This is a genomic window from Caproicibacter sp. BJN0012, from assembly GCF_035986805.1.
Classification (GTDB): Bacteria; Bacillota; Clostridia; order Oscillospirales; family Acutalibacteraceae; genus Caproicibacter.
This window is the reverse complement of record NZ_CP142518.1, coordinates 2866648-2891251: the sequence shown is the minus strand read 5'-3', so window position 1 is coordinate 2891251 and position 24604 is coordinate 2866648. Positions and strand designations below refer to the sequence as shown.

Genomic DNA, 24604 nt, shown 5'->3' with positions numbered 1-24604 from the left:
ATACAGGAGAGATTTTATGGGCAGATTATTTGGAACGGACGGGGTCCGCGGAATTGCGAACAGCGAACTGACCTGCGAACTCGCCATGAGCATCGGAAGGGCGGCCGCGATGGTGCTGACCGACAGCGCCCACCGCCATCCGAAAATACTGATCGGCAAGGACACCCGCCTGTCTTCCGACATGCTGGAAGCGGCCATGACCGCCGGGCTTTGCAGCGTGGGCGCGAACGTCGTCCGGCTCGGAGTCGTTCCAACCCCGGCAGTCGCGTTTCTGGTCGGGAAATACAAGGCGGATGCCGGCGTCATGCTGACAGCCTCGCACAACCCCTGTGAATTCAACGGGATCAAAATATTCAGCGGCGACGGATACAAGCTGCCGGATGCGCTGGAGGAACAGATCGAGTCGATCGTTCTGGACCACGCGATCCAGCCATCCTGCCCGGTGGGCGGAGCGGTCGGAAGCGTGTCGGATGCCCCGAACACCGTGCGTGACTATGTGGATCACATTAAATGCACCGTGCCGTTTGCGCTGACCGGCATGAAGATTGCGGTCGACTGTGCCAATGGTTCCGCCAGCCGAACGGCGGAACTGCTGTTTTCTGAACTGGGCGCGGAGTGTCATATGCTTTCGGACCATCCGGACGGGATCAACGTCAACGACGCGTGCGGGTCCACCCACATGGAAAATCTGATGCGCTTTGTCGGTGAAAACCATCTGGACGCGGGGGTCGCGTTTGACGGGGACGCAGACCGCTGCCTTGCCGTGGATGAGAACGGCCGCCTGGTGGACGGCGATTTTCTCATGGCGATCTGCGCGGCCGATCTGAAATCCCGCGGCAAGCTGGCGAAAGATACCGTGGTGGGCACCATCATGACAAATATGGGCTTCAACCGTTTCTGCGCGGACGACGGCATCAAGTTTGAGGCGACGAAGGTCGGCGACCGGTATGTGCTGGAGGAAATGCTGCTGGAAGGTTACAACTTCGGCGGCGAGCAGAGCGGCCATATTATTTTCCACGATTTTGCCACGACCGGCGACGGACAGCTGACGGCCGCCCAGCTTCTCAGCATCCTGAAACGGAGGGAGGCAAAGCTTTCAAGCCTTGCGACCCTGATGACGCGTTACCCGCAGGTGCTGGTCAACGTCGAGGTAAAGCCGGACGGAAAGCTGCGCTTTTACACCGATCCGCAGGTCAAGGATTCGGTGGAGTCCGCCAAAAAAAGGTTTGGAAACAGAGGCCGGGTCGTGGTCCGCCCGTCGGGCACGGAGCCGCTGCTCCGGGTGATGGTCGAAGGGGAGGACGAAGAGGAGATCGCTCAGGTCGCGAATTCCATCGCGGGTGTTCTCCGCGACCGGCTCGCCTAGAGAGATATCAATGACTTGTAGACCGTCGAAAATCGTGCAAGGAAAGCGTAGCCAACGCAGCAAGCAGAATTGCAAAGCAATTTACGGTTGCGCGATTTCCCGGCAGTCTGAGGAGATTGGATTGAGAGTTGCAGACTGGAAGGACTATGAACTGATCGACGCCTCCGGAGGAGAACGGCTGGAGCGGTGGGGAAAAGTGATCCTGATCCGCCCGGACCCGCAGGTCCTGTGGGATACGCCGAAGAAAGACCCTCTGTGGGATAAGGCGGACGCCCGCTACCGGCGTTCCTCCGCCGGAGGCGGAAGCTGGCAGGTGCTCCGGAGCGTGCCGCCCGTGTGGAACATCCGCTACGGGGACCTTACGTTCCGCCTGAAAACGATGGGATTTAAACACACCGGGATTTTTCCGGAACAGGCCGTCAACTGGGATCTTGTCATGGATCTGATCCGGAAGGCGGGCCGCCCGGTCCGGGTCCTGAACCTGTTCGGCTACACGGGCGCGGCGACGCTTGCCTGCCTGAAAGCCGGGGCCGGGGTCTGCCATGTGGACGCATCCAAGGGGATGGTTTCCTGGGCGAGGGAAAACGCGGAGGAATCCGGCCTTTCGGACCGACCTGTGCGCTGGCTCGTCGACGACTGCCAGAAATTCGTCCGCCGCGAGCAGCGCCGGGGCAATACCTACGACGGGATCATCATGGACCCGCCCTCCTACGGCCGGGGGCCGGGCGGGGAGGTCTGGAAGCTGGAGGAACAGATTTACGCGCTGGTCGGGGAATGCGTGCCGCTGCTTTCGCGCGATCCGCTGTTTTTCCTTTTAAATTCGTACACCGCGGGGCTGTCCCCTGCGGTCATGGAATATATTCTGGGCGTTTTGGTCAATGGGCGCTTCAAAGGGAGACTATCCTCCGGAGAGATCGGACTGCCCGTCACGCGGAGCGGGCTGGTTCTGCCGTGCGGAGGCACGGCGGTATGGCGGGCGGATTGAATCGGGAAAGGGAGGTTTTCGCGTGGAGAAGAAAAAGAAGAATGGAGCAGGCGCGGCCTTTGTGCTGCTGGTCGCCGCGGTCAAGCTGATTCCGAAGGCCGTCGACTCCCATATTTCGATCAGCGTGCTTTATCTTCTCGCCCTGGCCGCGCTCCTGTCCGGGGCGTACTGGGTATTCACCAGGCTGAGGAGCGGCTCGGAAAACAGAGACCTGCGTCCGGGCGGGAAACGGCGTTTGCAGGGGAATCCCTCCGCTTTCCCGGATTCGAAAAAAAGGTCCAAAGCGCGTGCGGAATCCAATCAGGCCGCCCCCGGGGAGGATTTCCTTTCCAGCGGGAAAGAGCAATGGAGAAGCCTTTATGAGGCGGGGCTGATCGACCGGGAAGAATACAGGGAAAGACTGAATCAGACTAAAATGCGCGGCTGAGCTGCGGCGCAGCAAAGGACGGAACAGGATTGATGGAAGATTATATCAGGGCGGAAGACGTCACGTTTTCCTATGAATCGCAGGAGGATAAGAATGCGCCCGAAGTTCTCCACGGCGTTTCACTCGGCATTCAAAAGGGTGAATTTGTCGCGTTGCTGGGGCGTAACGGATCGGGAAAATCCACTATGGCGAAGGAATTCAACGCCATGCTGCTCCCCAGCGGAGGCAAGGTCTATGTCGACGGCCTCGACACGCTCGACGAGGATTTGAAGATCGAGATCCGCCGGAGGGTCGGCCTGGTCCTTCAGAACCCGGATAACCAGCTGGTTGCCAGCATCGTGGAGGAAGACGTGGCTTTCGGTCCGGAAAATCTCGGCGTCCCGCCGCCGGAAATCCGCGAGCGGGTGGACGACGCGCTGAAAGCGGTGGAGATGTACGATTACCGCCTGCACGCGCCGTACAAGCTCTCCGGCGGGCAGAAGCAGCGGATCGCCATCGCGGGGATCATCGCCATGCAGCCGGACTGCATCGTGCTGGACGAGCCGACGGCCATGCTGGACCCGCGCGGGCGCGACGAGGTCCTTGAAACGATCCACCGTCTGAACCGTGAAAAAGGAATTACCATCGTCCTGATTACGCATTATATGGACGAAGCGGTCGGTGCGGACCGCGTCGTCGTGATGGACGACGGCAAAATTCTGACACAGGGAACGCCGAGGGAGGTTTTTTCCCAGGTGGAACTGCTCAAGACACATCAGCTCGACGTTCCGCAGTCCACGGAGCTGATTTACCGTCTGAAATCCGCAGGGATTCCCCTGCGGGACGGAGTCCTGAATGCTGAGGAATGCGTCGCGGCTCTGGAGCCTTTGCTCAAAAGGTCGGGAAATATAGGAGAGACAAATGCCTGTCATTGAAACCAAAGAACTCACTTTTCTGTACGGCGAGGGAACCCCGTTCCGGAAGACCGCCGTGGACCACGTCAACATCTCTGTCGAACAGGGCGAGTTTCTCGGCCTGATCGGTCACACCGGTTCCGGCAAATCCACGCTGATTCAGCAGTTCAACGGGCTGCTGAAACCGACGTCCGGTCAGGTGCTGCTCAAGGGAAAGGATATCTGGGCCGAGCCGAAAAAGATCCGCGGCGTGCGCTTTCAGGTCGGCATGGTGTTCCAGTACCCGGAGCATCAGCTGTTTGAGGAAACCGTTCTGAAGGATATCTGCTTCGGGCCTCAGAACATGGGCCTCTCGGAGAGCGAGGCGAAGGATCGGGCCGGGGAGGCGGCGCGTTTTGTCGGATTGCCGGACGAGCTGCTCGGGAAAAGCCCGTTTGAGCTTTCCGGCGGCGAAAAGCGCCGGGCGGCCATCGCCGGGGTGATCGCGATGGACCCGGACGTGCTGATCCTCGACGAACCGACGGCGGGCCTCGACCCGCGCGGGAGGGACATGCTGCTCCGCCAGATCGGCGCATACCACCGGCAGAGAAACAACACGGTGATTCTGGTTTCCCACAGCATGGAGGACATCGCGCGCGTGGCGGACCGGGTGCTGGTCATGAACGGCGGAAAGGCCGTGATGCTGGACAAAACCGAAAAAGTCTTTGCGCGCGGGCGGGAGCTGGAGAAGATGGGGCTGCGCGTCCCGGAAATCACCAAGATCCTGCTGACGCTGCGGGAACACGGCTGCCCGGTCGAGCCTTCCCTGACGGTTGACCAGGCGGTGGAGCAGCTTCTGCCGCTGCTGAAGAAAGGGGGCGCCGCCCGTGGTTAGAGACATCACGCTGGGCCAGTATTTTCCCGGGGACTCGCTGATTCACCGTCTGGACCCGCGCATGAAAATCATCATCACCTTTGCTTTTATCGTTTTTATTTTTGTCGCGACGAATTTTCAGGGCCTTGCTTTGATGCTCCTGCTGATGGCCGCCGTCCTGCTCCTGTCCGGCGTGCCGCTGAATCAGTATCTGAAAAGCCTGAAGGCCGTCCTGTTCATCGTCGCGTTCACCTTCGTCCTGAACCTGTTTTACGGCGGCGGGACCACCGTCTGGAGCCAGCGCTTTCCGGGCTTCACCATGCGGATCACGGACGGCGGGATCAGCAATGCGGTCTTCGTTGCCGTGCGGATCTTCAGCCTGATCCTGTTCAGCTCGGTGCTGACGTTCACGACTTCCCCGACCCAGCTGACCGATGCGCTGGAACGCCTGATGAAACCGCTCAAGGTCCTGCATGTCGGGGTCCATGAGATCGCGATGATGATGACGATCGCGCTGCGGTTCGTGCCGACGCTGCTCGAGGAAACTGACAAGATCATGAACGCGCAGAAGGCCAGGGGAGCCGACCTGGAAAGCGGCGGGTTCATGCAGCGGATCAAATCGCTGATCCCGATCCTGATCCCTCTGTTCGTGTCGTCGTTCCGCAGAGCTTACGACCTTGCGATGGCGATGGAGTGCCGTTGCTATCACGGCGGCGAAGGACGCACTAAAATGAAGCAGCTCCACATGTCCGGCCTGGACGCGGCGGCGGCCGCAGCATCCGGCCTGTTCTGCGCGGCGGTTCTGTTCTGCGCCTTTCACTTTCCGGCCGCGCTGAGGTGAGAAAGGGAAATCATGCGAAATCTTCTGGTTACAATCTGCTTTGACGGAGCAAACTATCACGGTTGGCAGGTTCAGAAGAATGCCGTTTCGGTTCAGGAGGTTTTCCAGCAGGCCCTCCGTCGGATCCTGGGAGAGCAGACGGACGTCAAGGGCTGCAGCCGGACGGATTCCTTTGTCCATGCCCGCAGGTTCTGCATCAGCTTTCATACGGAACACGACATCCCCTGTGAAAGGCTGGTCGGGGCGCTGAACCATTTTCTGCCGAAGGATATCGCCGTTCTGTCCTGCCGGGAAGTCCCGGCGGAGTTCCACGCAAGGTATTCCTGCTTCGGCAAGGAATACGAGTATCTGATCTGGAACGAGCGGGTCCGAAATCCTTTTTTAAACGGGAGGGCGCTGCACTACTGGGTTCCGCTGGATCCGGAACGCCTGAACCGCGCCGCCTCCCGGCTGCTTGGACCCCATGATTTTACTTCCTTCTGCGCCGTCGACGCGAGGGAGCGCGGCGACATGACGCGCACGGTGACCGAGGCATACTGGAAGAAAGACGGCGGAGCGGTGAGCTTTTTTGTATCTGCGGACGGGTTCCTTTACCATATGGTCCGCATTCTGGTCGGCACCATGCTGCGGGTCGCGGAAGGAAAGCTTGAGCCGGAAGACGTGGAACGGATTCTGGAGGCGCGCAGCCGCGCGGCGGCGGGCCCGACCGCGCCGCCCCAGGGACTGTACCTGAACAGGGTTTTCTATAAGGACGTGAGACTCAATGGCTGAAAACGGGCGCCGGTTTGACACGGCGGAGTTCGACACGGCGAAACATCACCCCAGGAGGGACAGAAAAGCGCCGAAGGTTTTCGGGGAGCATACGGTTCCGCGCTGGTTCTACAGGATCGTTTTGATTCTGCTTCTCTGCGTCGCGGGGACCCTCGGCTGGATGAACCGGGACAATCTGGCTCCCGCGACCGTTCTGGAATGGGCGCAGGCCCGCGTTGTCGGCATGGGACTGGGCGATGGATTTCCCCATTCCATCGCCGGTACTTCCGTTCAGCCGCAGAATTTTCTGTCGGCGGACAAGAACGTCTGCTTTGCGAGCGACACGTCGCTTACGGTGCTGAATTCGACCGCAAAGGAGCTTGTTTCCCGCCAGCACAGCTTCAGCGATCCGGTTCTCAAGCTGAACGGCGGCCGGATGCTGCTCTATAACCTGGGCGGCAGGGCATGCCAACTGGAAAGTATCAACCGCACGATTCGGAAAATCAACCTGAACCAGAATCTGATCGCAGGCGCGCTTGCCCGTCAGGGGGGCTATGCGCTGATCACAGAGGCGGAAGGATACCGGGGGGAACTGACCGCCTATACGGCGGACGGCCGCGAGCAATCCCATTACTGGTTTTCGGACTACTATCCGACGGCGGCCGCCCTGAGCCCCGATGGGAGCATGGCGGCGGTCACCGGCGTCAATACGAAAAACGGCGTGATCCAGTCGGCCCTGTATCTGCTGAACTTGAGCGATTCGAAAGTTCAGCAGCCGCTCGCGGTGTACGATGGGAATATGCTGTTCGACATTTGCTGGAACGGTGACGACGCCGTTACCGCGTTCGGGGACCAGGCCGCCGTGCTGATCGATGCGGGCAGCCGTTCGAAAATCGAATGCAGCTACGGCGGCAAACAACTGACGGCATACTGCGCCTCCGCCGATCTGACGGTTCTGGGGCTGTCCTCCTATGCGGGCTCCGAAGATTCCGGCCTTTTGATCCTCAACCGGTCGGGAGAAAAGCTCCTTTCCCCGTCTCTGCAGGGAACGGTGAGGTCCGTTTCCGTTTTCGGCTCTGCCGCGGCCGCCCTGTGCGGCTCGAAAGTCTATTTTTACACCTCGTCGCCCGCGGGGCCTGCCGGCACCTGCGATGCGGGCGACGATGCAAAGGCGGTTGCGCTGAGAGACGAGACCTCCGCTTTTATCCTCGGTGTTTCGGAAATCCGAAAGGTTTCCAGCCGGTAAACGGCTTGTGCAAATGAATGTTTTGTGATATATTGCTCTTGTGTGCGGATTTATTTTGCGTTCGGGGAGGAAAAAAGTGGGAACTTTTTATGACCTGGCATTGCTTTGCGTCCTTCTGGTCTTTGTCATTTCAGGCCTTCGCCGCGGAATTGTCCGGTCGCTGATCGAACTTGCCGGTTTTGTCGTGTCCCTCGTTGTTTCCGTGCGTCTGTCGGGGCGTTTTGCAGCGGCCGCCGGCCCTTACCTTGCGAACCTTCTGCCGTCATTCCGGCCCGGTCAGCCGCTGAGCCGGATTCTTGCCGCAGCCGTTCTGTTTGCCGTGATGGAGCTTCTGGTTCATGTGATTGCCACCTCTGCCGATCATGTCTTCCGGCTTCCGGTTCTGCGTCAGGTCAACATGCTGCTAGGCGGCGTTTTCGGGCTGGTCAAAGGTGTGGCCATCCTTTTTGTCATCTGCGCTTTGACCCGGCTTACGGTCCCCTCCGGCCATGGCGCGGCGTCTGCGTGGAAGGGGATCGAGAATTCCAAGATCCTTCAGTATATGGAGGAAAAAAATCCGGTTGATACATTATTACAGGCAGATATTTGGAGTGGGGTAGACGGGGATGCAGGACAGAAACAAAAACTTTAATATACCCAATACGCTGACGGTTCTGAGGATGCTGCTGATCATTCCTTTTGTGATTTATTACGAGGGGGATCAGATCCTGAAGGCGGCTGCCGTTTTGATTTTATCCGGGCTGACCGATATGCTGGATGGAATGATTGCCCGCAGATACCATCAGACCACGGAGCTCGGCCAGATGCTGGATCCGCTTTCCGACAAGCTGACGCAGGGCGCGGTCGCGATCTGCCTTGCGGTAAAGCAGCCGATCCTGATTCCGTTTCTCGCGGTCTTTGTGATCAAGGAGGCCCTGATGGTTTCCGCTGGGATTTTTTTGATCGGAAAAAAGAAAAAACGCCCGGGCGGTTCCCAGTGGTTCGGGAAAACCGCGACCGTGTTGTTTTATATTTCCTTTGGAATTATCGTTTTTCTGAAGGGGATCGGGATCGGGGAGGATAAGGAACTGATCGTGTCCGTAACGCTTCTGTCCATCACCGCCGCGTTTATGATTTATGCTTTTGTCCGCTATGCAAAAATCTATTTCGACATTTATCGTTCGGATGATCCGAAGTACAAGATTGACATTCAGGAAGTTATGGATAAAAAGAGACGCGGATAAAACTTGTAAATCCGTTTTTTTATGGTATCATAGTATGAAAAGAAAAGAAGTGAGCTGAAATGATCATGTGTTCCAAATGTCACAAGAGACCTGCGGTTGTATTTCTGACCCCATCGGCTGATATGGGGGAAAGCCGCGGGCTTTGTTTGATTTGTGCCAAGGAACTTGGAATAAAGCCGGTGAATGATTTGCTGGACCAAATGGGAATCACGGATGAACAGATGGAGGCGATGGAATCCGAGCTGACCGATATGATTGAGGAAAACCAGGACGATCCCGGCGAAGGGGAAAACGGCTCTGAAAGCGCTCTGAGCGGCTTTGTGCCCGGCGGAGCCGCGACGTTTCCGTTCATTCAGAATATTTATCCCGGCGGGGCCAACAGCCCGGAGCAGGTCCAGAACGGAGAATCCAGCAAAAAAGCTCCGAAAGAAAAGCATAAGACCAAGCGGAAGCATCTGGATGCCTATTGCACGAACCTGACCGCCCGGGCCAGGGCACAGCAGATTGACGCCGTAGTCGGCCGGGAGAAGGAAATCGCGCGCGTCATTCAGATTCTCAGCCGCAGGACCAAGAACAATCCCTGCCTGATCGGTGAGCCGGGCGTCGGCAAAACGGCCGTGGCGGAAGGGCTCGCCCTGCGGATTGCCGGCGGCAATGTCCCCGCGGCGCTGCGCAAAAAGGAAATCCATCTGCTTGACCTGACGGCCCTGGTTGCGGGAACGCAGTTCCGCGGGCAGTTTGAAAGCCGGATCAAGGGACTTCTGGAAGAGGTCAAGGCGGAAGGAAACATCATTCTGTTTATCGATGAAGTACACAATCTGGTTGGCACAGGGGACGCGGAAGGTTCCATGAATGCCGCAAACATATTAAAGCCTGCCCTTTCCCGCGGGGAAATTCAGGTGATCGGCGCGACGACCTTCAACGAATACCGCAAATATATCGAAAAGGACGCGGCGCTGGAACGGCGTTTTCAGCCCGTGACGATTGCGGAGCCGTCCATTCAGGAGACGGTCGAGGTATTGAACGGCATTAAATCCTACTATGAAAATTTTCACCGGGTGCGTGTGACGGAACCGGTCATCCGGAAAATCGTCACGCTGTCGGAGCGTTATATCAACGACCGGTTTCTGCCTGACAAAGCCATCGACCTTTTGGATGAGTCCTGTTCATGCGCCGCTCTGAGAAATGTTTCCATGGAACAGTACGACAGAAACGCGGAACAGCTGGCGGATCTTCATGCGCAGGAAGAAGAGCTGACAGCCGACAGCACGGAGCCGGATTATCAGAAGCTGGCCGAGATACGCACGAATATTTCCCGCCTGGAGCTAAAAGAAAAAGAGCTGGCCCCCGCGGCGCTCGGTTCCCAGGTCGAGGAGAGGGACGTCGCCAGGGTCATTGAGCTTTGGACGGGAATTCCGGCGAGCCGGATCCAGGAAAACGAATTGAAAAAGCTTGCGGAGCTGGAACAGAAGCTGAACGGAAAAATCGTCGGACAGGAAGAGGCGGTGGCGGCCGTTTCGGCCGCGATCCGCCGCAGCCGGGTGCAGATCAGCCCGCGCCGCCGGCCTGCTTCTTTTATTTTTGTCGGCCCCACGGGAGTCGGAAAAACCGAGCTGGTCAAGGTTCTTTCCAAGGAATTGTTCGACACGCCCGAAACGCTGATCCGGTTGGACATGTCGGAGTTCATGGAAAAGCACTCGGTTTCCCGTATCATCGGGTCGCCCCCGGGCTATGTGGGATATGACGAGGCAGGGCAGGTGACAGAGAAGGTGCGCCGCCGCCCGTATTCCGTGCTTTTGTTTGACGAAATCGAAAAGGCTCATCCGGACGTGATGAATATTCTTTTGCAGATTCTGGATGAGGGCCATATTACCGACGCGCACGGGCGGAATGTGAATTTTGAAAATACGGTGCTTGTGATGACCTCGAATGCCGGAAGCGAAAAGAAGGAGGGGACTCTCGGCTTTGCCCGCAGCGACGCCGATGTGACCCGTGAGAGGGTCCTCAAGGCTCTTTCCGATTTTCTCAGGCCTGAGTTCATCAGCCGGGTGGATGAGATCATCGTGTTCCGGCAGCTGAAGGAAGATGACTTTGAAAAAATTGCCCATTTAATGCTGGATGAGTATGTCGCTACGCTGAAGGAGCGTGGGACCCGGTTGGTCTACGATGAAAAAGCGACCCGGTGGCTTGCCCGGAATGCAATCGGCGGAAAGAGCGGCGCGAGGGACCTTCGCAATCTGATCCGCCGTAAGGTGGAAGACAGAATCGCCTCCATCCTGGTGGAGAGCGGAAGTGATTCCCTGGCCGGGATTGCGGTGACTGCCGACGACGAAAAGGGCATTCAACTACAGGTCATGCAATAAACGGACGAAAATAAAAGAAAAGGCCGGAGAAATGTAATTTATCATTGACAACTGCCGCTGAACCATGCTATAATGATAGCCGTCGCTGAAACGCGAGTGTAGTTCAGTGGCAGAACTCCAGCCTTCCAAGCTGGTCGCGTGGGTTCGATTCCCATCACTCGCTCCATACTTTTTTGCGCCAATAGCTCAGTTGGATAGAGCAACTGCCTTCTAAGCAGTAGGCCAGGGGTTCGAATCCCTTTTGGCGCGCCACAATCCGATATGGTGGATGTAGCTTAGCTGGTTAAAGCGCCAGTTTGTGGCACTGGAGACCGTGGGTTCGAATCCCATCTTCCACCCCATTTTTTAGATGATACGGTTGCAGACACGACAGACCGTACTGATAGATTGGGCTGTAGCCAAGGGGTAAGGCAACGGACTTTGACTCCGTCATTTCGTAGGTTCAAATCCTGCCAGCCCAGCCACAGGTCCGCCCGCGGCGGGCTATGCGCTGAGGGCGGCCCAAATATGAATCATTAGCTCAGTTGGTAGAGCACTTGACTTTTAATCAAGGTGTCCGGGGTTCGAATCCCCGATGGTTCACCAAAAAGAGACAAGCGGAGCACTGGAAAATGTGTTCCGTTTTTGTTTTAGTTGCTGTACGGATTCGAACCCAAAAGGGTCCGAGCGTTAAGAGATGACCCTTGCAGGACCGTTTCAGCGAGGAACTGCACGGCGGCGAAGCTGCCGGAGGCTCCCCGATGGTTCACCGGAAGACAACGGAAGGGGGAGAGGATTTATCCTCTCCCCCTTCCGTTGTCAAATAGTTATGTATATATAAATTATATGAGTAAATCGGAATGGAGTAAATCAAGAAAAAATGACTATTATACCGAAAGATAACACAAACGCGGATTCAGGGCCTTTTTACCGCGGAACAAACTTGGCAAGCTCAGGCAGCTTGGCGTCGAGTCGATAAATGACTGACTTGCGGATCAAAAACACGGCCTGATCATTTGATTTCGGAAGCACAGAAATGGAAGGGAACAGGATAGCATGAGTAAGTATAACGCTTTATGGGAGTATATTCAAAAGACGAATGCCACATCTGTGAAATTATCTTTTGCTGAAATACATGATATTTTAGGAATTGAGATGGACCATTCTTTTTTGCAATACAAAAAGGAACTTTTTCAATATGGGTATCAGGCCGGGAAAATATCCCTTAAGGATAGGACGGTAACTTTTAATAAGATCGGTTAACAGGGCTTGCTTATGATGTGCTCGGCCTTGGGTTGGGCTGTCTTGTGAAATCCGCCCGTCACAAAGGCTAAATTTTGGACGGCGGCGGGAGAAAGTGATTACAGGCATCTGAAAAATCCAAAATAAAAAGGGAATAAAATTGTAAAGATATTGCTATTTATTCCGGGATTAGGCATAATGTTTTTATAAGCCTTGAAAAGACAGGACGCAGAAAAGGGAAAAAAGATGGAACTTAACAGAAAGAATATGAAAATGCTGGCCCTTCTCATCGCATTTGGAATTGTATTTTATATGGCATTGCAGAATTTATACCGGATTCCGGACTTGCTTGGAATTTTGGGCGGCGTTTTTGCTCCGATTTTGCTTGGCCTCGTCTTTGCTTTTATTTTAAATATTGTAATGCTGCCGATTGAAACAAAGCTTTTTTCCGGCCTGAACCGGAAACCTCTGAAAATTTGGCCGAAAATCCGAAGGCCGGTCAGCATATTAACCTCGCTGCTGATTGTGATCGGCTTGATTGCGCTGATCCTCCTGATTGTCGTCCCTGAGCTCGTCCGGACTATTACAAGCCTTACAAATCAGACCCCGTCGTTTTTTAACGGCCTGCAGAAAAGCCTGGCGCAGATCGCATCGGAGTATCCGGCGATTGGCGAGTATCTGCGCAGTATAAAAATTGACTGGGCAAGCGCAAGCCAGATGATTGCGGCGAACGGCCAAAAGCTGGCCGGCACTCTGGTCGGTTCGACCGTCATGGTGACCGCCAATGTGTTCCATGCCGCTCTGACGCTCGTGCTGAGCTTCGTTATTGCTCTGAATATCCTGATTCAGAAAGAAAAGCTGCGCCGGCAGGCGATCCGTGTTTTCCAGGCGTATTTGCCGAACAAATTCCACGTGCCGTTCCTGCGGCTTTGCAGTTTGGTCTACACGGCGTTTTCCAATTTTATTGTCGGGCAGTGCACGGAGGCATGTATTCTTGGAACACTTTGCCTGATCGGCATGAGCCTGTTCCGGTTCCCTTATGCACTTCTGGTTTCTGTTTTAGTCGCATTTATGGCGCTGATCCCGATCATCGGGGCCTTTTTAAGCACCGTGATCGGGGCCCTGCTGATCCTGATTGTCAGTCCGATTCAGGCCATATGGTTTGTTGTGTTCTTTGTCATTCTGCAGCAGCTTGAGGGAAACCTGATCTTTCCGCATGTGGTCGGCTCGAGGGTTGGGCTTCCCGCGCTGTGGGTCCTGGTTGCCGTGACCATCGGCGGGAACCTGTTCGGCGTGGCAGGAATGCTCGTTTCCATCCCCGTCTGTTCCGTCTTGTACACCCTTCTCCGGGAGGACGTGAGCAAAAGGCTTAAGAAGAGACGATGCCCTGCGGAGCAGCAAACCTCAGAATGAACTTGGCTGCCCGTTAAGATGAAAAAATGACGTTCATTATTTTTCTTTGAATTTTTTTCCTGAAAAGTGTCCATACTTTATTCACAGAAAGTATTCAGAATCTTCAAAAGAGCTTCATCGCCCGGTCACAATCTCCCGGTATTCTGTAATTGTTCCAATCGAAGTGCCAGACCGGCGGTAAGGATGAAATGCCCCCCACGGCTCCGGACAAATTACAAGCGGCCTCAAGTGAGGCTTTTATATATAACTTTTTCATAATACTCCCTCCCTTAGAAATGCCGCCCATTATTGGGCGGCATTTCTATCGAAACATGTCAATGGAGCTTATAGACTGGATCATGGATTTATCCTTCTTCATAGCAGACGACCGGGGTCCCGGCTTCTATGTGATCGAAAATTGTCTTCGCCAGATAGAAGGGGGCGTTAATGCATCCATGGGTCCCGTTCCTTTTATATATTTGTCCTCCGAAAGAGGATCTCCAGTATGCGTCGTGTAATCCAATATTTCCGAAAAAGGGCATCCAATAAGTCACGTTGGTTTTAGAGCCGGGACCGCTTAAGGTTGCGCCTTTTTGTTTGTAGTTGAGCGAATAAGTTCCGGTCACGGTCGACCATCCCCTGTTTGGATTTCCGGTTACCACGGGACCTTCGGCGATGAGCTTTCCCTCCCTATAAAACCATACGTGCTGCTTTGTTATGTCGATTTCCAAATAGGTGCTGCCTATTTCATTTTTCCCCCTGGATAAAGCCGTTTGAGCATAGATCGGCTCTCTTTTTACTGTTTCACCACGTGTGATATTTTCGAATAATGCTTCTGCCTCGGCGCTTTGATCGATTTTCCACCCGTAAAGCCCTCCTTTCACCGCGATTGTTTTTCCTACAGATGCTGCAAAATCTCTCGGCGTTCCGACGGTATCGTATTTTCTGCTCAATTCGTTTACATATTTTACAATTCCCGCCCTGTCTATTTTAACATCCAATTTTTCGCCGACATGAAGCCACTTGTTGATTGTATTTCCATCTAATGTTTCGTTTTTATCGCCGAATTTATAGGTGATGTTCGATGAAACATACCTGTCCAGCAGCCTTTTGGTCATAAGGGTTTTGTCAGAGCTCGAAGTATATGTGGGGTTTTCGTAGCATTGTTTTTCTTCTAAATTCAGTTTTGTCTCTCCGTTTTCAATGCTCGTTTTTATCGCTTCGTCTAATTTATCTTTTATGATTTCGTTTCCATATACTTCTCTGATCACCTTGTAAGAACCATTTGAATACTCGAAATTTACATTTTTAGGTTTTGTAATAGTTTTATTCAGACAATCCAATTGACTGATTTTATTTTTCAAGAGGTCTTGGTTATAAATGAATAAATTATTGATATAAAATTTTTGACCCTTGAACAAAGATCCGATCCACTCCAACGAAATTTGCTTTTGGCAAATTTCAGAAATCCGTTTTTTTTCATTATATTGCAAATCGATATCCTGCCCGGCTATCTCTTCTGTTTCGCGATCTCTTTCCGTCAACTGCAATTCATAGCCCTTAATAAAGTCGCTGATCGTCTGATTCGCGGTATCGTATGCTTTTAATGAAACATTTACTCCATTGATTTCCGTATGAAAAAAGAAATGATTGCAAAAGTATACAGAAATCAATGAATAGATCAGTGCGATTGAAACTGCTAAAATTGCAATGCTTTCGGCGGCCTCGCTCTCTGTCAGTTTTTTTATTTCAAAATGTTTCATATCTTGCGATACCTTCCGTCACATTCGGATTAAATGTATCATAATCATATGTGTAAATTTTTACTTTTAAAACTCGATGCGAAAGACCAGTTTCAGCAAATAAAAGATAGCAGACACGGTTTTTGTGTCTGCTATCTTTAGATCACTTCATCGAAAGACCGGTTTTTTCCGGGACAGGCGGGAGATTCCGCCGCCGGAATAAAGCTCCTATTTCAGGCCCATTTTCGCGCGGAACATCGGCTTGATCCCGCCGGCCTCCAGAATCGCCAGCGCGTGCCCGCCGATTCTTTCACAGGAGAGCACTTCTCCGGTTTCCGCGATCTCGGCCGTCCCCTCCAGAAGATCGACTTTCAGCGCCTGGCCCGGCCGGACCTTCTGGCTGATCCCCTTGCAGATTAAAAGCGGCAGGCCCAGGTTGATGGAATTCCGGAAAAAAATCCGGGCGAAAGAATCGGCCAGGACCAGGCTGGCGCCCATGCTGAGCAGCGCGATCGGCGCGTGCTCGCGGCTGGAGCCGCACCCGAAATTGGTTCCCGCCACAATGATGTCCCCCCGATGGAAACGGCCGGCGATTTCGGGGTCCACTCCGCACAGGCAGTGGCTGCCGATCGCTTTCGGGTCGATCAGGTCCAAAAATCTGCCGGGGTAAATCTGATCCGTATCGATATTGTTGCCGAGCACGACCGCGGCCCTGCCCGTTATCGTCGTTTGCATTCTGTTTTTCTCCCTCCCTTTGTTCAAAGGACCGTCCTCGGGTCCGTGATACAGCCTTTCAATGCGGAAGCCGCTACCGTCGCCGGCGACGCGAGATAAATTTCAGCCTGCACGCTTCCCATCCTCCCCGGGAAATTGCGGTTGGACGCCGTGATGCAGACCTCTCCCGGGGCGATAACGCCTTCGTGCGCTCCAAGGCACGGTCCGCAGCCCGGCGTGGAAATCGTCGCACCCGCGTCGATCAGTTCCTGCAAATATCCTTTGTCCATGCAGGTGCGCATCACTTCACGGGACGCCGGGATGACGATCAGCCGGACGGTTTCCGGAATCTTTTTTCCACGGAGAATCCGGGCCGCCTCCTCGATGTCTTCGACGCGTCCGCCGGTGCAGGCGCCGATAAAAGCCTGGTCGATTTTGACGGCCGGGACTTCCTCTACCGGCCGGACATTGTCCACGCTGTGGGGAACGGCAATCTGCGGACCGAGACCGCTGATGTCGAACACATGGCTTTCGGAATAAACGTAACCCGGGTCCGTCGTCCGGACCGTGAAGGGGCGGACCGCCCGTTTGGATACATAGTCGAGGACGCTTTGATTCGGCTGCATGTATGCCGTCTTCGCGCCCATTTCCACCGCCATGTTGCAGATGGCCATGCGGCCCGCCACGCCGAGCTGATCCACATAGCTGCCGGTGAAATCGATCGCCTTGTATACGGCGCCGTCCGCCTTGATCTTGCCCAGAATATGCAGGATCACGTCTTTCGGCAGGACCCCTTTCCGCGGCGTGCCGTCGATGCGGATTTCAATGATCTCCGGCACGCGGAACCAGAGTTCGCCGGAGATCAGCACGGTCGCCAGATCCGTCGCGCCCACGCCCGTGCCGAACGCCCCGAACGCGCCGTGCGTCGTGGTGTGCGAATCGGTGGCGACGACGATCATTCCCGGATAGATCAGGCCTCGCTCCGGCATCACCTGATGACAGACGCCGGCGTTCGTGTCAAAGTGGTATGTCAGATTGTTTTCCCGCGCGAAGGCGCGCATTTCCGCCTGGTTGGCGGCGGACTGAATGGTGGGGGCCGGCGCGTAATGGTCGAATACAAAAGCCGCGCGGTCCCTGTCCCAGACTTTTTTGCCTCCCATCTCCCGAAACGAGTATACCGTCTGGAGATAGAGGTCATTGATCTCTGCGAAATCGATTTTCGCATTGACAATCTCGCCCGTCAGCCCCCGGTCCCTGCCGGATGCGTTCGCAAGGATTTTTTCAATTGCGTGCATGGACGTTCCTCCTGTCGTCAAATAGATTGCATACGATATATCGTATGCAATATTACCTCCATTTTAGTACAAATCCAAAGACCCGTCAACCGGATCGGAAAAAGGCCTCTTGCCTTTCCGCCTGAATCAGGCGCCGTGCCGGGGAAACCGCTTCCCGAGAATCCGGTTGACACCGTCCCGCCTCCATGCTATAGTGAAAAAACGAGGTGAAAGACATGGAACACTTGGAGCTGATGCCGGCGCGGATCCGGATCGCATCCATCCTTCGGAAAGCGATCCTTGCGGGGGAATTTCAGGAAGGGCAGGAGCTATCCCTGACGGAAATGGGAAATCAGCTCGGCGTATCCCGCACGCCCGTACGGGAGGCATTTCAGACGCTGGCTTCCGAGGGGCTAATCGAGCTCCGCATGAACAAGGGCGCCATTGTCAGGCGGATCGACGAGAAATTTATTACGGATCATTACGAGATGAGGATTCTGCTGGAGGGCGAAGCCGCCGCTCGCGCCGCGGCGAATCACATGGACCCCTCGCTTCTCCGTCCATACCAGGAGAAGGCGCTGAAGGCCCTTCCCGTAATGACGCAAGAAGAATATATCGATTACAACATGAAATTCCATACAACCATCTGGACGGCGGCGAACAACGGAAAGCTGTATCAGTTCCTGATGGGGCTGTGGGACGGGCCTTCGGTCGGAAAAACAACTTCGAATGCGGAGCACCGCGAGAAATCCGTTCTGGAGCACGGTAAAATTCTTGGCTGTATCGGTTTCTGTGAGCCGGAAGAGGCCCGCAGGGAAATGAGCCGCCATATCCGGCGAAGCATGAACAATATTCTGGACAGCTTCAGCGAATCTTCCTGAAAGTCGCGATTGTCCATGGCCCGAATAGCGGCCCTGAGGGCATCACACCAGTGAAAAAGTAGCGCCAACCTCAAGGCGTTATTTTTTTTGCTCTTTGCAGGGGCTCTCATGCCTTTACCAACTGCCCAAAAGCTCTCGGCAGGATATTCAGAACGTTCGGCGGATTAGCGGCGGATGCCCCAGTCCGTCCGGGGCCGTTCCCGCCGCACGGCTGGGCAGCTCCGTCATCCGCAGTGGATCAGATCGTAAGCCTGTGCGGCGATCTGCGGCAAAAGGTGGTAGAGAATCATCAGATCGCCGTTTTTCAGGGCCAGCGTTTTCCGGTCGACGGGAATATAGGTCAGGTCGGAGTCGCCGGCCTTTCTGGGGGCCGCCTCCAGCAGGCATTCCCACGCCGCGCGGGCCATAGCCTCTTCCCCCTGCAGAGCGCCGAACTCCTTTCTGCGGCGGAATCCGTCACGGACGGTGGCTGCGAGTCCCAGAATACCACAGATCGCGGCGGCCGGGCCCATCAGGCGCAGAACGGCATTGCCGCCTGTCGGGAGCAGCGAAATCAGCACGATTCCCAGTGCCAGCGCGGCCGCGAACGGAGCGCCGCTTTTCACCATCCGCTTCCCCGGCCTGCGGATCTGTTCCAGGCGCGCCGCGGCGCAGGTTCTGCAAACGGCATAGTCCAAGGACTTTCCCAGCGCCTGCACCCTCTTTTCTCCAAAAATATCGCGGATATGCAGGGTCCGCACCTCCAGCACGTGAAAGACGTACTCCGCCGGTCTGCCGCAGTTGAGACATTCCATCGCGATCGATCCCTCCTTGAAAAAGGCGCCGCCCTGACCGAGCGGCGCCGGAATCCGGGCTTTGACAAGAATGAAAGGCCGCTACAGCATCCCACCCAGCAGGGACAGCAGCAGGCTGCCGATGAGAAGGATAATGGCGCCGCCGAGGCGGGAGGAGATCTGCGAAAAGGGCATCAGTTCCATGCGGTCCGCGGCGGAGAGGACGGCCACGTCGCCGGTGCCGCCCATGTTGGACATGCACAGGCCGGCGGTAATGCCCGCTTCCACGGGGTAGAACCCGACCCATTTTCCGACCACCGCAGCGCCGAAGAACACGCCCAGGCAGGTGCCCAGGCATAGAACCAGATAGGTCGCATTGAAGCTTTGGATCACGGTATCGATGCTCAAATAGCACAGACCGATTCCCATCAGCAGCGTGGTTGTCAGGTTTTTCATAATGAACTGGAACCACTGGTAACAGGCGACCTCGACGTTCTCCGGGAGCAGGTTGAAGATCTTGCAGACGGCGACGCTGATGATCATCCAGGCGTAGGGATGGATGCTGACGGCGGGGCAGATGGAGTTCCAGGCCCAGCCCACGATGTAACCCCACGCGAAGAAGGAGTTGGAAACAAACAAGCCGATGCCCAGATTCTTTACGTCAATATGGGCGCGCTTGGCTTCCATTTCGGGGCTGATCTCCATTTCCGCGGCGCTCGCCGCATCCAGCTTCATCAGCTGCCCCTGGCCGTTCCATTCCTTGTTTTTGAAAATCTTGACGACAAGGCCGCCCAGAACGATGGAGATCGCGTTCCCGATGGCCACGGCCGGCGTCATGATGGAAATGGCTTTTGCCGCGGTCATGGTGTTGCTGCTTTCAAAGATCTTGGAGAGGGGCACGGCGCCCGCTCCCATGCCGCCGCCCATGATGGGAAGGGCGATGAGCAGCAGGGCCTTTACCGCGCCGTAGCCCATAATCGAGCTCACCGCAAGCGTGATGCCGAAAGCCAGGAAGATACCGCCGAAAATGGCCGGAAAATACCGCGCGGCGGCTTTCTTCAGAAGATTGCTGTTCATGCCCAGAATGGAGCCGGTGATCAGCGCGGCGATATAAAAGTCCAGGAAAGCGCCCTCCGGCTTGAAAAACTGGTTGATGTTTCCCATCAGGTCCAAATCGTTCAGCAGGTGCATGTTGTAGATCTTGGTGCCGTCGTCCAGGGTTTTTACCAGGGCCGGCAGCAGATTAAAGTAGTTCAGGAGCGCGGAGCCAAAGATGACGACGATGGCGCCGCCGCCCAGATAGGAGCGGATGATGGGGGTCCGTTCCCCGATTTCGTTCAGGATTGTGCCGACCACGATCATAAAGGCGAAGCAGCCGCCCATCCCTGAGGGCAGGACGCCCAGGTAAGTCGCCGCCAGGACGACAACGGCAAAGGCCGCGAAATAATACCATGGAAGATTGAACAAAAGGTATGTAGATTTCTGCTTCGCTGCAGCAGTATCGGAATTTGACATAAACTCTCCTCCTCTATATCAGTCTGTAGACCGGTCAGATCCGGGCGGCCCCGCTCTTCCGGGCAGCTTCCGCCACGGCCTTTGCCACGGCGGGCCCCACGCGTTTGTCGAAGGGCTGGGGAATGATGCAGTCCTCGTTCAGCTCTTCCGGCGAGATCAGGCCGGCCAGGGCATTTGCGGCCGCCATTTTCATCTCCTCGTTGATATCCCTGGCGCGTACATCGAAAGCGCCCCGGAAGATGCCGGGGAAAGCCAGGACGTTGTTGATCTGGTTCGGGAAGTCGCTGCGGCCGGTGGAAATGACCCGCGCGCCGCCCGCCTTCGCCTCATCGGGAAAAATTTCCGGCGTGGGGTTGGCGCAGGCGAAAATGACGGCGTCCCGGTTCATGGTCCTGACCATATCCGTGGTGACAAGGCCGGGGGCGGACACGCCGATGAATACGTCTGCCCCCTTCAGCATGTCGGCCAGGGAGCCGGCCCTGCGGTCCGCATTGGTGATTCCGGCCATCTCTTCCTTGATCCAGTTCATTCCCTTTTCCCGGCCCTTGTAAATCGCTCCTGCCCGGTCGCACATCGTGATGTCCCGGAATCCGGCGGAGAGCAGCAGCCGGACGATGGAAACGGCCGCGGCGCCGGCGCCGGAGGTGACGATGCGCACGTTCTCCTTCTTCTTGCCCACCACTTTCAGCGCGTTGGTCAGCCCGGCCAGCGTGATGACCGCGGTGCCGTGCTGGTCGTCGTGGAAAATCGGGATATCGCATTTCTCTTTCAGCTTGCGCTCGATCTCGAAACAGCGCGGCGCGGAGATGTCCTCCAGGTTGATGCCGCCGAAGGAGCCGGAGATCAGATACACGGTATTGACGAATTCATCCACGTCCTTGGTCTTGACACAGAGCGGAAAGGCATCCACTCCGCCAAAGGCTTTGAACAGCACGCATTTGCCCTCCATGACGGGCATTCCCGCCTCCGGCCCGATGTCTCCCAGCCCGAGGACCGCGGAGCCGTCGGTGATGACTGCGCACAGATTGTGGCGGCGGGTCAGTTCATAGCTCTCCTCCACATTTTTCTGGATCTCCAGGCAGGGCTGCGCCACGCCGGGAGTATAGGCCAGGGACAGATCTTCCCTGGTCTTTACGGGGACGCTGGCAACCACTTCAATCTTGCCTTTCCATTCCCTGTGCAGCCGGAGCGATTCCTTCGCATAATCCATAAGACAACCTCTTCCTTCCCAAATTTTTAGTTGCTTTGCATGATTTTCCAAAACATTTTGGCAGGATCTTTGCACGTTTTACTATACGACATGCTTTTGAAGAGGAAAATCCTTTTGAAACTATTCTTCGAGTTTTGAAAGTAAAAAAAATGAGCCGAAAGCGGAAAAAACGGCTTTCGGCATTTTATGGCGGTTGAAATTTATGACTCAGGATGATAAAATTTTTATAAAGATTAAAGTCGGTTTTCTGTTCAGGGAGGAAGAAGGTATGGTGCACTGGAACCGAAGAGGACGAAAGGACAAAGGCCTTGCCTCCATGTTTGCCCAGCTTTTCAGTCTGTCTACGCTGGTATGGATCGTCCTGCTCAGCGTCACCCTCACCGTGACTCTGCATTTTTCCCTGTCCTCCCTGCAGGAAAAAATCGAGAGCGGCCTCGTTTCCACCGCCTCCTCGCTTGCGGACAGCGAAGCCGTAAAGGATGCGCTGCAAAAGGGCACCTGCCCCAAATCCCTCACGGATTACCTGGATGATCTGATCAGCAAGACGGAGGATCTGGATATTGTCACCATTGCCGATGCGCATTCCACCCGGCTTTACCATGTGGTCCACGCGCGCGTCGGCGAGCAGTTTGTCGGCGGGGACGAAAACCGGGCCCTGGCCGGAGAGTCCTATGTTGTGAACGGCGTGGGCACGATGGGTCCGCAGCGCCGGTTTTTCTGTCCGGTGAAGAATGGGGACGGCAAGGTGATCGGCTTTGTGATGACCAGCACCACAATGGACCGGATTCAGAGCCTTCGCAACCGGATCACGATGACCTATCTCAAACTGGCCGCGTTTCTGATGCTGGCGACGCTGATATTGGCAGGGTCTGCCACCTTTCTCATCCGGCACCTGCTCCTCGGCTACAGTCCGGAGGAACTGGTGCATACCTATCTGACACAAAATGAAGTGCTCAACAACCTGGACGAGGGCGTTGTCTTCGTGGACGCGCCGGGAAAAATCCAGCTGGTGAACCGGGCCGCCGAAGGGATGCTGGGACAGCGGTCGGAACTGCTGGAAGGCGCGGTTCTGGATTCCCTCATCCAGGAGGAATCGGGGGAAAGCCTGCTCAGGGAAAAGGAAGAAAAGAAAAAGAACATCTCAACCTCCCGTCCCAACATTCTCTCCTGCTGTATTCCCCTGCGGAAGAACGAAAGGCGGTCCGGCACCCTCCTGATCCTGTCGGACCGGACCGAAGCGATGCGGACGGCGGAACAGCTGAACGGGACCCGGCACATCGTTTCCGCGCTCCGTGCCAACAGCCATGAGTTCATGAACAAGCTGCAGGTGATTGCGGGCCTGCTTCAGATGGGACGGCAAAAAGAGGCGTTGTCTTATATTGGAAGCATTTCAGCGCTTCAGGCCAAGGTGATCGGCCCGGTGCTGCAGTACATCCGCAACTCCAGCGTCGCGGCGCTGCTTCTTGGAAAGCTGAACAACATGAGGGAACTGGATATCAGCCTGACGCTGTTGGCCAACAGCGATCTGCCGGAGCACAGCCGGTACCTGTCCACCTCCGACCTTGTAACTGTGGTCGGCAATCTCCTTGAAAATTCCATCGAGGCTGTCAATGCCCAGCGCGGAGACGGTCCGCGGAGCATCGTGCTTCAGATCACGGAGGACGAAGACGGCCTGCTGATTCTGGTGACAGATACCGGAACGGGAATCGAGCCGGAAAACCTGAGCAGGATCTACGAACCGGGATTCAGCACGAAAGCCGCGCAGGGGCGGGGGGTCGGCATGAGTCTGGTGAATGAAATCGTCGGCCGCAGGGAAGGCAGCATCGAAGTGGACTCCGAGCCTATGGCCGGCACCACATTTACCCTTATCTTCAACAGAAAACGCCAAAGGAAGTGACAGCGATGATTCATGCGGCAATCGTTGAGGACGACCCAATGGTCGCGCAGATCAACCGGCAGTATCTGCAGCAGTTCGGCGATTTCAAAATCGACGGAGTGTTCGGCAATGGGCGGGATGCCTGGGAATACGTCCATGAAAACCAGCCCGACCTCGTCATCCTGGATGTTTATATGCCGATTGTCAGCGGGATTGAGCTGCTCAGCCGGCTGCGCGGAGAAAATATCAAAAGCGCCGTGATCATGGTCACGGCGGCCACGGAAATGAGCGTCGTGGAGGAAGCGCTGCGAATGGGCATCGTGGATTATCTTGTCAAGCCCTTTTCCTTTCAGCGGTTTCAGGAAGCCATTCAAAAATATCTCTCAAAAGTCAATCTCCTGAAAAGCAGCACCACGGTGAACCAGACCATGGTGGACCGGCTGCTGAACAACAAGCCGGTTTCCTTTGACCCGGACCACAGTGAACTGCGCAAGGGGCTGAGCCAGAGCACCCTGGCCGGTCTTTACAGCTGCTTGAAAGAACAGGCGGATGAAAAGCAGACGTGCGAAAGCATTTCCGCACGTGCCGGCCTGTCCAAGGTGACGGTCCGCCGCTACCTGAATTATCTCATCGAAACGGGGCTGGTGTCCAGCTCCATTGATTACGAGACCGGCGGACGTCCCAGGGTGCTGTATCAGCTGAAAGAATGATGCTCCGTTTTACATGAGAAAAAGAGAACCGGCTCGTTCCGCCGGTTCTCGCCTGAGGATGACGGGACCGTGGTCCGATTCCCCCCCCTCATGATATAAGATGCGAATATTGTACGATATCATATTAAATAACGGCATACCCGAATTCTTTGGTTTGCCAAATGGCAGTTTATAAAAAAATAACGACCTATCAAATTGAAGATGTAGAAGAATAAACTATAATATATCACTAAATTAATGAATATGATCTAAAAATATTTACAAATTTCTTCTACTATGCTATTATAACTTTAAGAGTCATATACAATGCTGCTTAAATGTTTATAGGCATTATATTGAATGACGTCCG

At 55.3% G+C, this 24604-nt stretch carries 22 protein-coding genes and 5 tRNA genes; 20 read left to right on the top strand and 7 right to left on the bottom strand.

The window, feature by feature from the left end; genetic code table 11:
• Positions 1-16: 16 nt before the first annotated feature.
• From glmM to VA597_RS14070, 17 genes are all read left to right on the top strand, one after another.
• Positions 17-1366 (top strand): phosphoglucosamine mutase, encoded by a 1350-nt coding sequence (gene glmM, locus VA597_RS14155; protein ID WP_128743565.1) that lies wholly within the window; start codon positions 17-19, stop codon positions 1364-1366.
• Positions 1367-1487: 121 nt separating this feature from the next.
• Positions 1488-2351: a class I SAM-dependent methyltransferase gene (locus tag VA597_RS14150; RefSeq protein ID WP_128743563.1), complete on the top strand. Its 864-nt coding sequence runs from the start codon at positions 1488-1490 to the stop codon at positions 2349-2351.
• A 22-nt stretch (positions 2352-2373) separates the two neighbouring features.
• Positions 2374-2778, top strand: coding sequence for a hypothetical protein (locus VA597_RS14145; RefSeq protein ID WP_128743561.1), 405 nt, complete (start codon positions 2374-2376; stop codon positions 2776-2778).
• Positions 2779-2810: 32 nt separating this feature from the next.
• A complete protein-coding gene (locus VA597_RS14140) occupies positions 2811-3692 on the top strand; it encodes an energy-coupling factor transporter ATPase (RefSeq protein WP_442861495.1) in 882 nt (293 codons plus the stop codon).
• On the top strand, positions 3679-4545 hold the full coding sequence (locus tag VA597_RS14135) for an energy-coupling factor transporter ATPase (RefSeq protein WP_128743559.1): 867 nt from the start codon (positions 3679-3681) through the stop codon (positions 4543-4545). Before VA597_RS14140 ends, VA597_RS14135 begins: the two co-directional genes overlap by 14 nt.
• Positions 4538-5365, top strand: a complete 828-nt coding sequence (locus VA597_RS14130) for an energy-coupling factor transporter transmembrane component T family protein (protein WP_128743557.1) — start codon at positions 4538-4540, stop codon at positions 5363-5365. The genes VA597_RS14135 and VA597_RS14130 overlap by 8 nt, the downstream gene beginning before the upstream one ends.
• Positions 5366-5377: 12 nt before the next feature.
• Entirely contained in the window at positions 5378-6136 is a 759-nt protein-coding gene (gene truA / locus VA597_RS14125) for a tRNA pseudouridine(38-40) synthase TruA (RefSeq protein WP_128743555.1), read from the top strand.
• Entirely contained in the window at positions 6129-7361 is a 1233-nt protein-coding gene (locus tag VA597_RS14120) for a DUF5711 family protein (RefSeq protein WP_128743553.1), read from the top strand. The genes truA and VA597_RS14120 overlap by 8 nt, the downstream gene beginning before the upstream one ends.
• 76 nt (positions 7362-7437) lie before the next feature.
• Positions 7438-7992 (top strand): CvpA family protein, encoded by a 555-nt coding sequence (locus tag VA597_RS14115; RefSeq protein WP_164919082.1) that lies wholly within the window; start codon positions 7438-7440, stop codon positions 7990-7992.
• Complete coding sequence (locus VA597_RS14110) at positions 7967-8584, top strand: CDP-alcohol phosphatidyltransferase family protein (RefSeq protein ID WP_128743549.1); 618 nt, start codon at positions 7967-7969, stop codon at positions 8582-8584. The genes VA597_RS14115 and VA597_RS14110 overlap by 26 nt, the downstream gene beginning before the upstream one ends.
• A gap of 122 nt (positions 8585-8706) precedes the next feature.
• Positions 8707-10947 (top strand): ATP-dependent Clp protease ATP-binding subunit, encoded by a 2241-nt coding sequence (locus VA597_RS14105; RefSeq protein WP_326974781.1) that lies wholly within the window; start codon positions 8707-8709, stop codon positions 10945-10947.
• Positions 10948-11039: 92 nt separating this feature from the next.
• Positions 11040-11113 (top strand) — tRNA-Gly (locus tag VA597_RS14100).
• Between the two features lie 9 nt (positions 11114-11122).
• Positions 11123-11199: transfer RNA gene (locus VA597_RS14095), tRNA-Arg, on the top strand.
• Positions 11200-11211: 12 nt separating this feature from the next.
• Positions 11212-11288 (top strand) — tRNA-His (locus VA597_RS14090).
• A 47-nt stretch (positions 11289-11335) separates the two neighbouring features.
• Positions 11336-11411 (top strand) — tRNA-Gln (locus VA597_RS14085).
• A 45-nt stretch (positions 11412-11456) separates the two neighbouring features.
• Positions 11457-11532: transfer RNA gene (locus VA597_RS14080), tRNA-Lys, on the top strand.
• 882 nt (positions 11533-12414) lie between these two features.
• Positions 12415-13581, top strand: coding sequence for an AI-2E family transporter (locus VA597_RS14070; RefSeq protein WP_128743545.1), 1167 nt, complete (start codon positions 12415-12417; stop codon positions 13579-13581).
• A 103-nt stretch (positions 13582-13684) separates the two neighbouring features.
• Here VA597_RS14070 and VA597_RS14065 read toward each other — a convergent pair whose 3' ends face one another.
• From VA597_RS14065 to VA597_RS14050, 4 genes are all read right to left on the bottom strand, one after another.
• Entirely contained in the window at positions 13685-13837 is a 153-nt protein-coding gene (locus tag VA597_RS14065) for a hypothetical protein (RefSeq protein WP_164919081.1), read from the bottom strand.
• 88 nt (positions 13838-13925) lie between these two features.
• Positions 13926-15323, bottom strand: coding sequence for a L,D-transpeptidase family protein (locus tag VA597_RS14060; RefSeq protein WP_128743544.1), 1398 nt, complete (start codon positions 15321-15323; stop codon positions 13926-13928).
• A gap of 207 nt (positions 15324-15530) precedes the next feature.
• Positions 15531-16037, bottom strand: a complete 507-nt coding sequence (locus VA597_RS14055) for a LeuD/DmdB family oxidoreductase small subunit (RefSeq protein WP_128743542.1) — start codon at positions 16035-16037, stop codon at positions 15531-15533.
• Positions 16038-16060: 23 nt separating this feature from the next.
• On the bottom strand, positions 16061-17311 hold the full coding sequence (locus VA597_RS14050) for a 3-isopropylmalate dehydratase large subunit (RefSeq protein WP_128743540.1): 1251 nt from the start codon (positions 17309-17311) through the stop codon (positions 16061-16063).
• Between the two features lie 215 nt (positions 17312-17526).
• On the opposite strand from VA597_RS14050, the gene VA597_RS14045 reads away from it, so the two are divergent.
• Positions 17527-18171 (top strand): GntR family transcriptional regulator, encoded by a 645-nt coding sequence (locus VA597_RS14045; protein WP_243112527.1) that lies wholly within the window; start codon positions 17527-17529, stop codon positions 18169-18171.
• Positions 18172-18395: 224 nt separating this feature from the next.
• Here the strand turns inward: VA597_RS14045 and VA597_RS14040 are convergent, their stop codons facing one another.
• From VA597_RS14040 to VA597_RS14030, 3 genes are all read right to left on the bottom strand, one after another.
• Positions 18396-18965 carry a hypothetical protein gene (locus VA597_RS14040; protein WP_128743537.1) on the bottom strand — a complete coding sequence of 190 codons (570 nt, stop codon included), beginning with the start codon at positions 18963-18965 and terminating at the stop codon, positions 18396-18398.
• 81 nt (positions 18966-19046) lie between these two features.
• Complete coding sequence (locus VA597_RS14035) at positions 19047-20459, bottom strand: 2-hydroxycarboxylate transporter family protein (protein ID WP_326974779.1); 1413 nt, start codon at positions 20457-20459, stop codon at positions 19047-19049.
• A 34-nt stretch (positions 20460-20493) separates the two neighbouring features.
• Positions 20494-21669 carry an NAD(P)-dependent malic enzyme gene (locus VA597_RS14030; protein WP_128743533.1) on the bottom strand — a complete coding sequence of 392 codons (1176 nt, stop codon included), beginning with the start codon at positions 21667-21669 and terminating at the stop codon, positions 20494-20496.
• Between the two features lie 202 nt (positions 21670-21871).
• Between VA597_RS14030 and VA597_RS14025 the strand changes: the two genes are divergently transcribed.
• Positions 21872-23566: a sensor histidine kinase gene (locus tag VA597_RS14025; RefSeq protein ID WP_326974778.1), complete on the top strand. Its 1695-nt coding sequence runs from the start codon at positions 21872-21874 to the stop codon at positions 23564-23566.
• 5 nt (positions 23567-23571) lie between these two features.
• Positions 23572-24255 (top strand): response regulator, encoded by a 684-nt coding sequence (locus tag VA597_RS14020; protein ID WP_128743529.1) that lies wholly within the window; start codon positions 23572-23574, stop codon positions 24253-24255.
• The last annotated feature ends 349 nt before the right edge of the window (positions 24256-24604 follow it).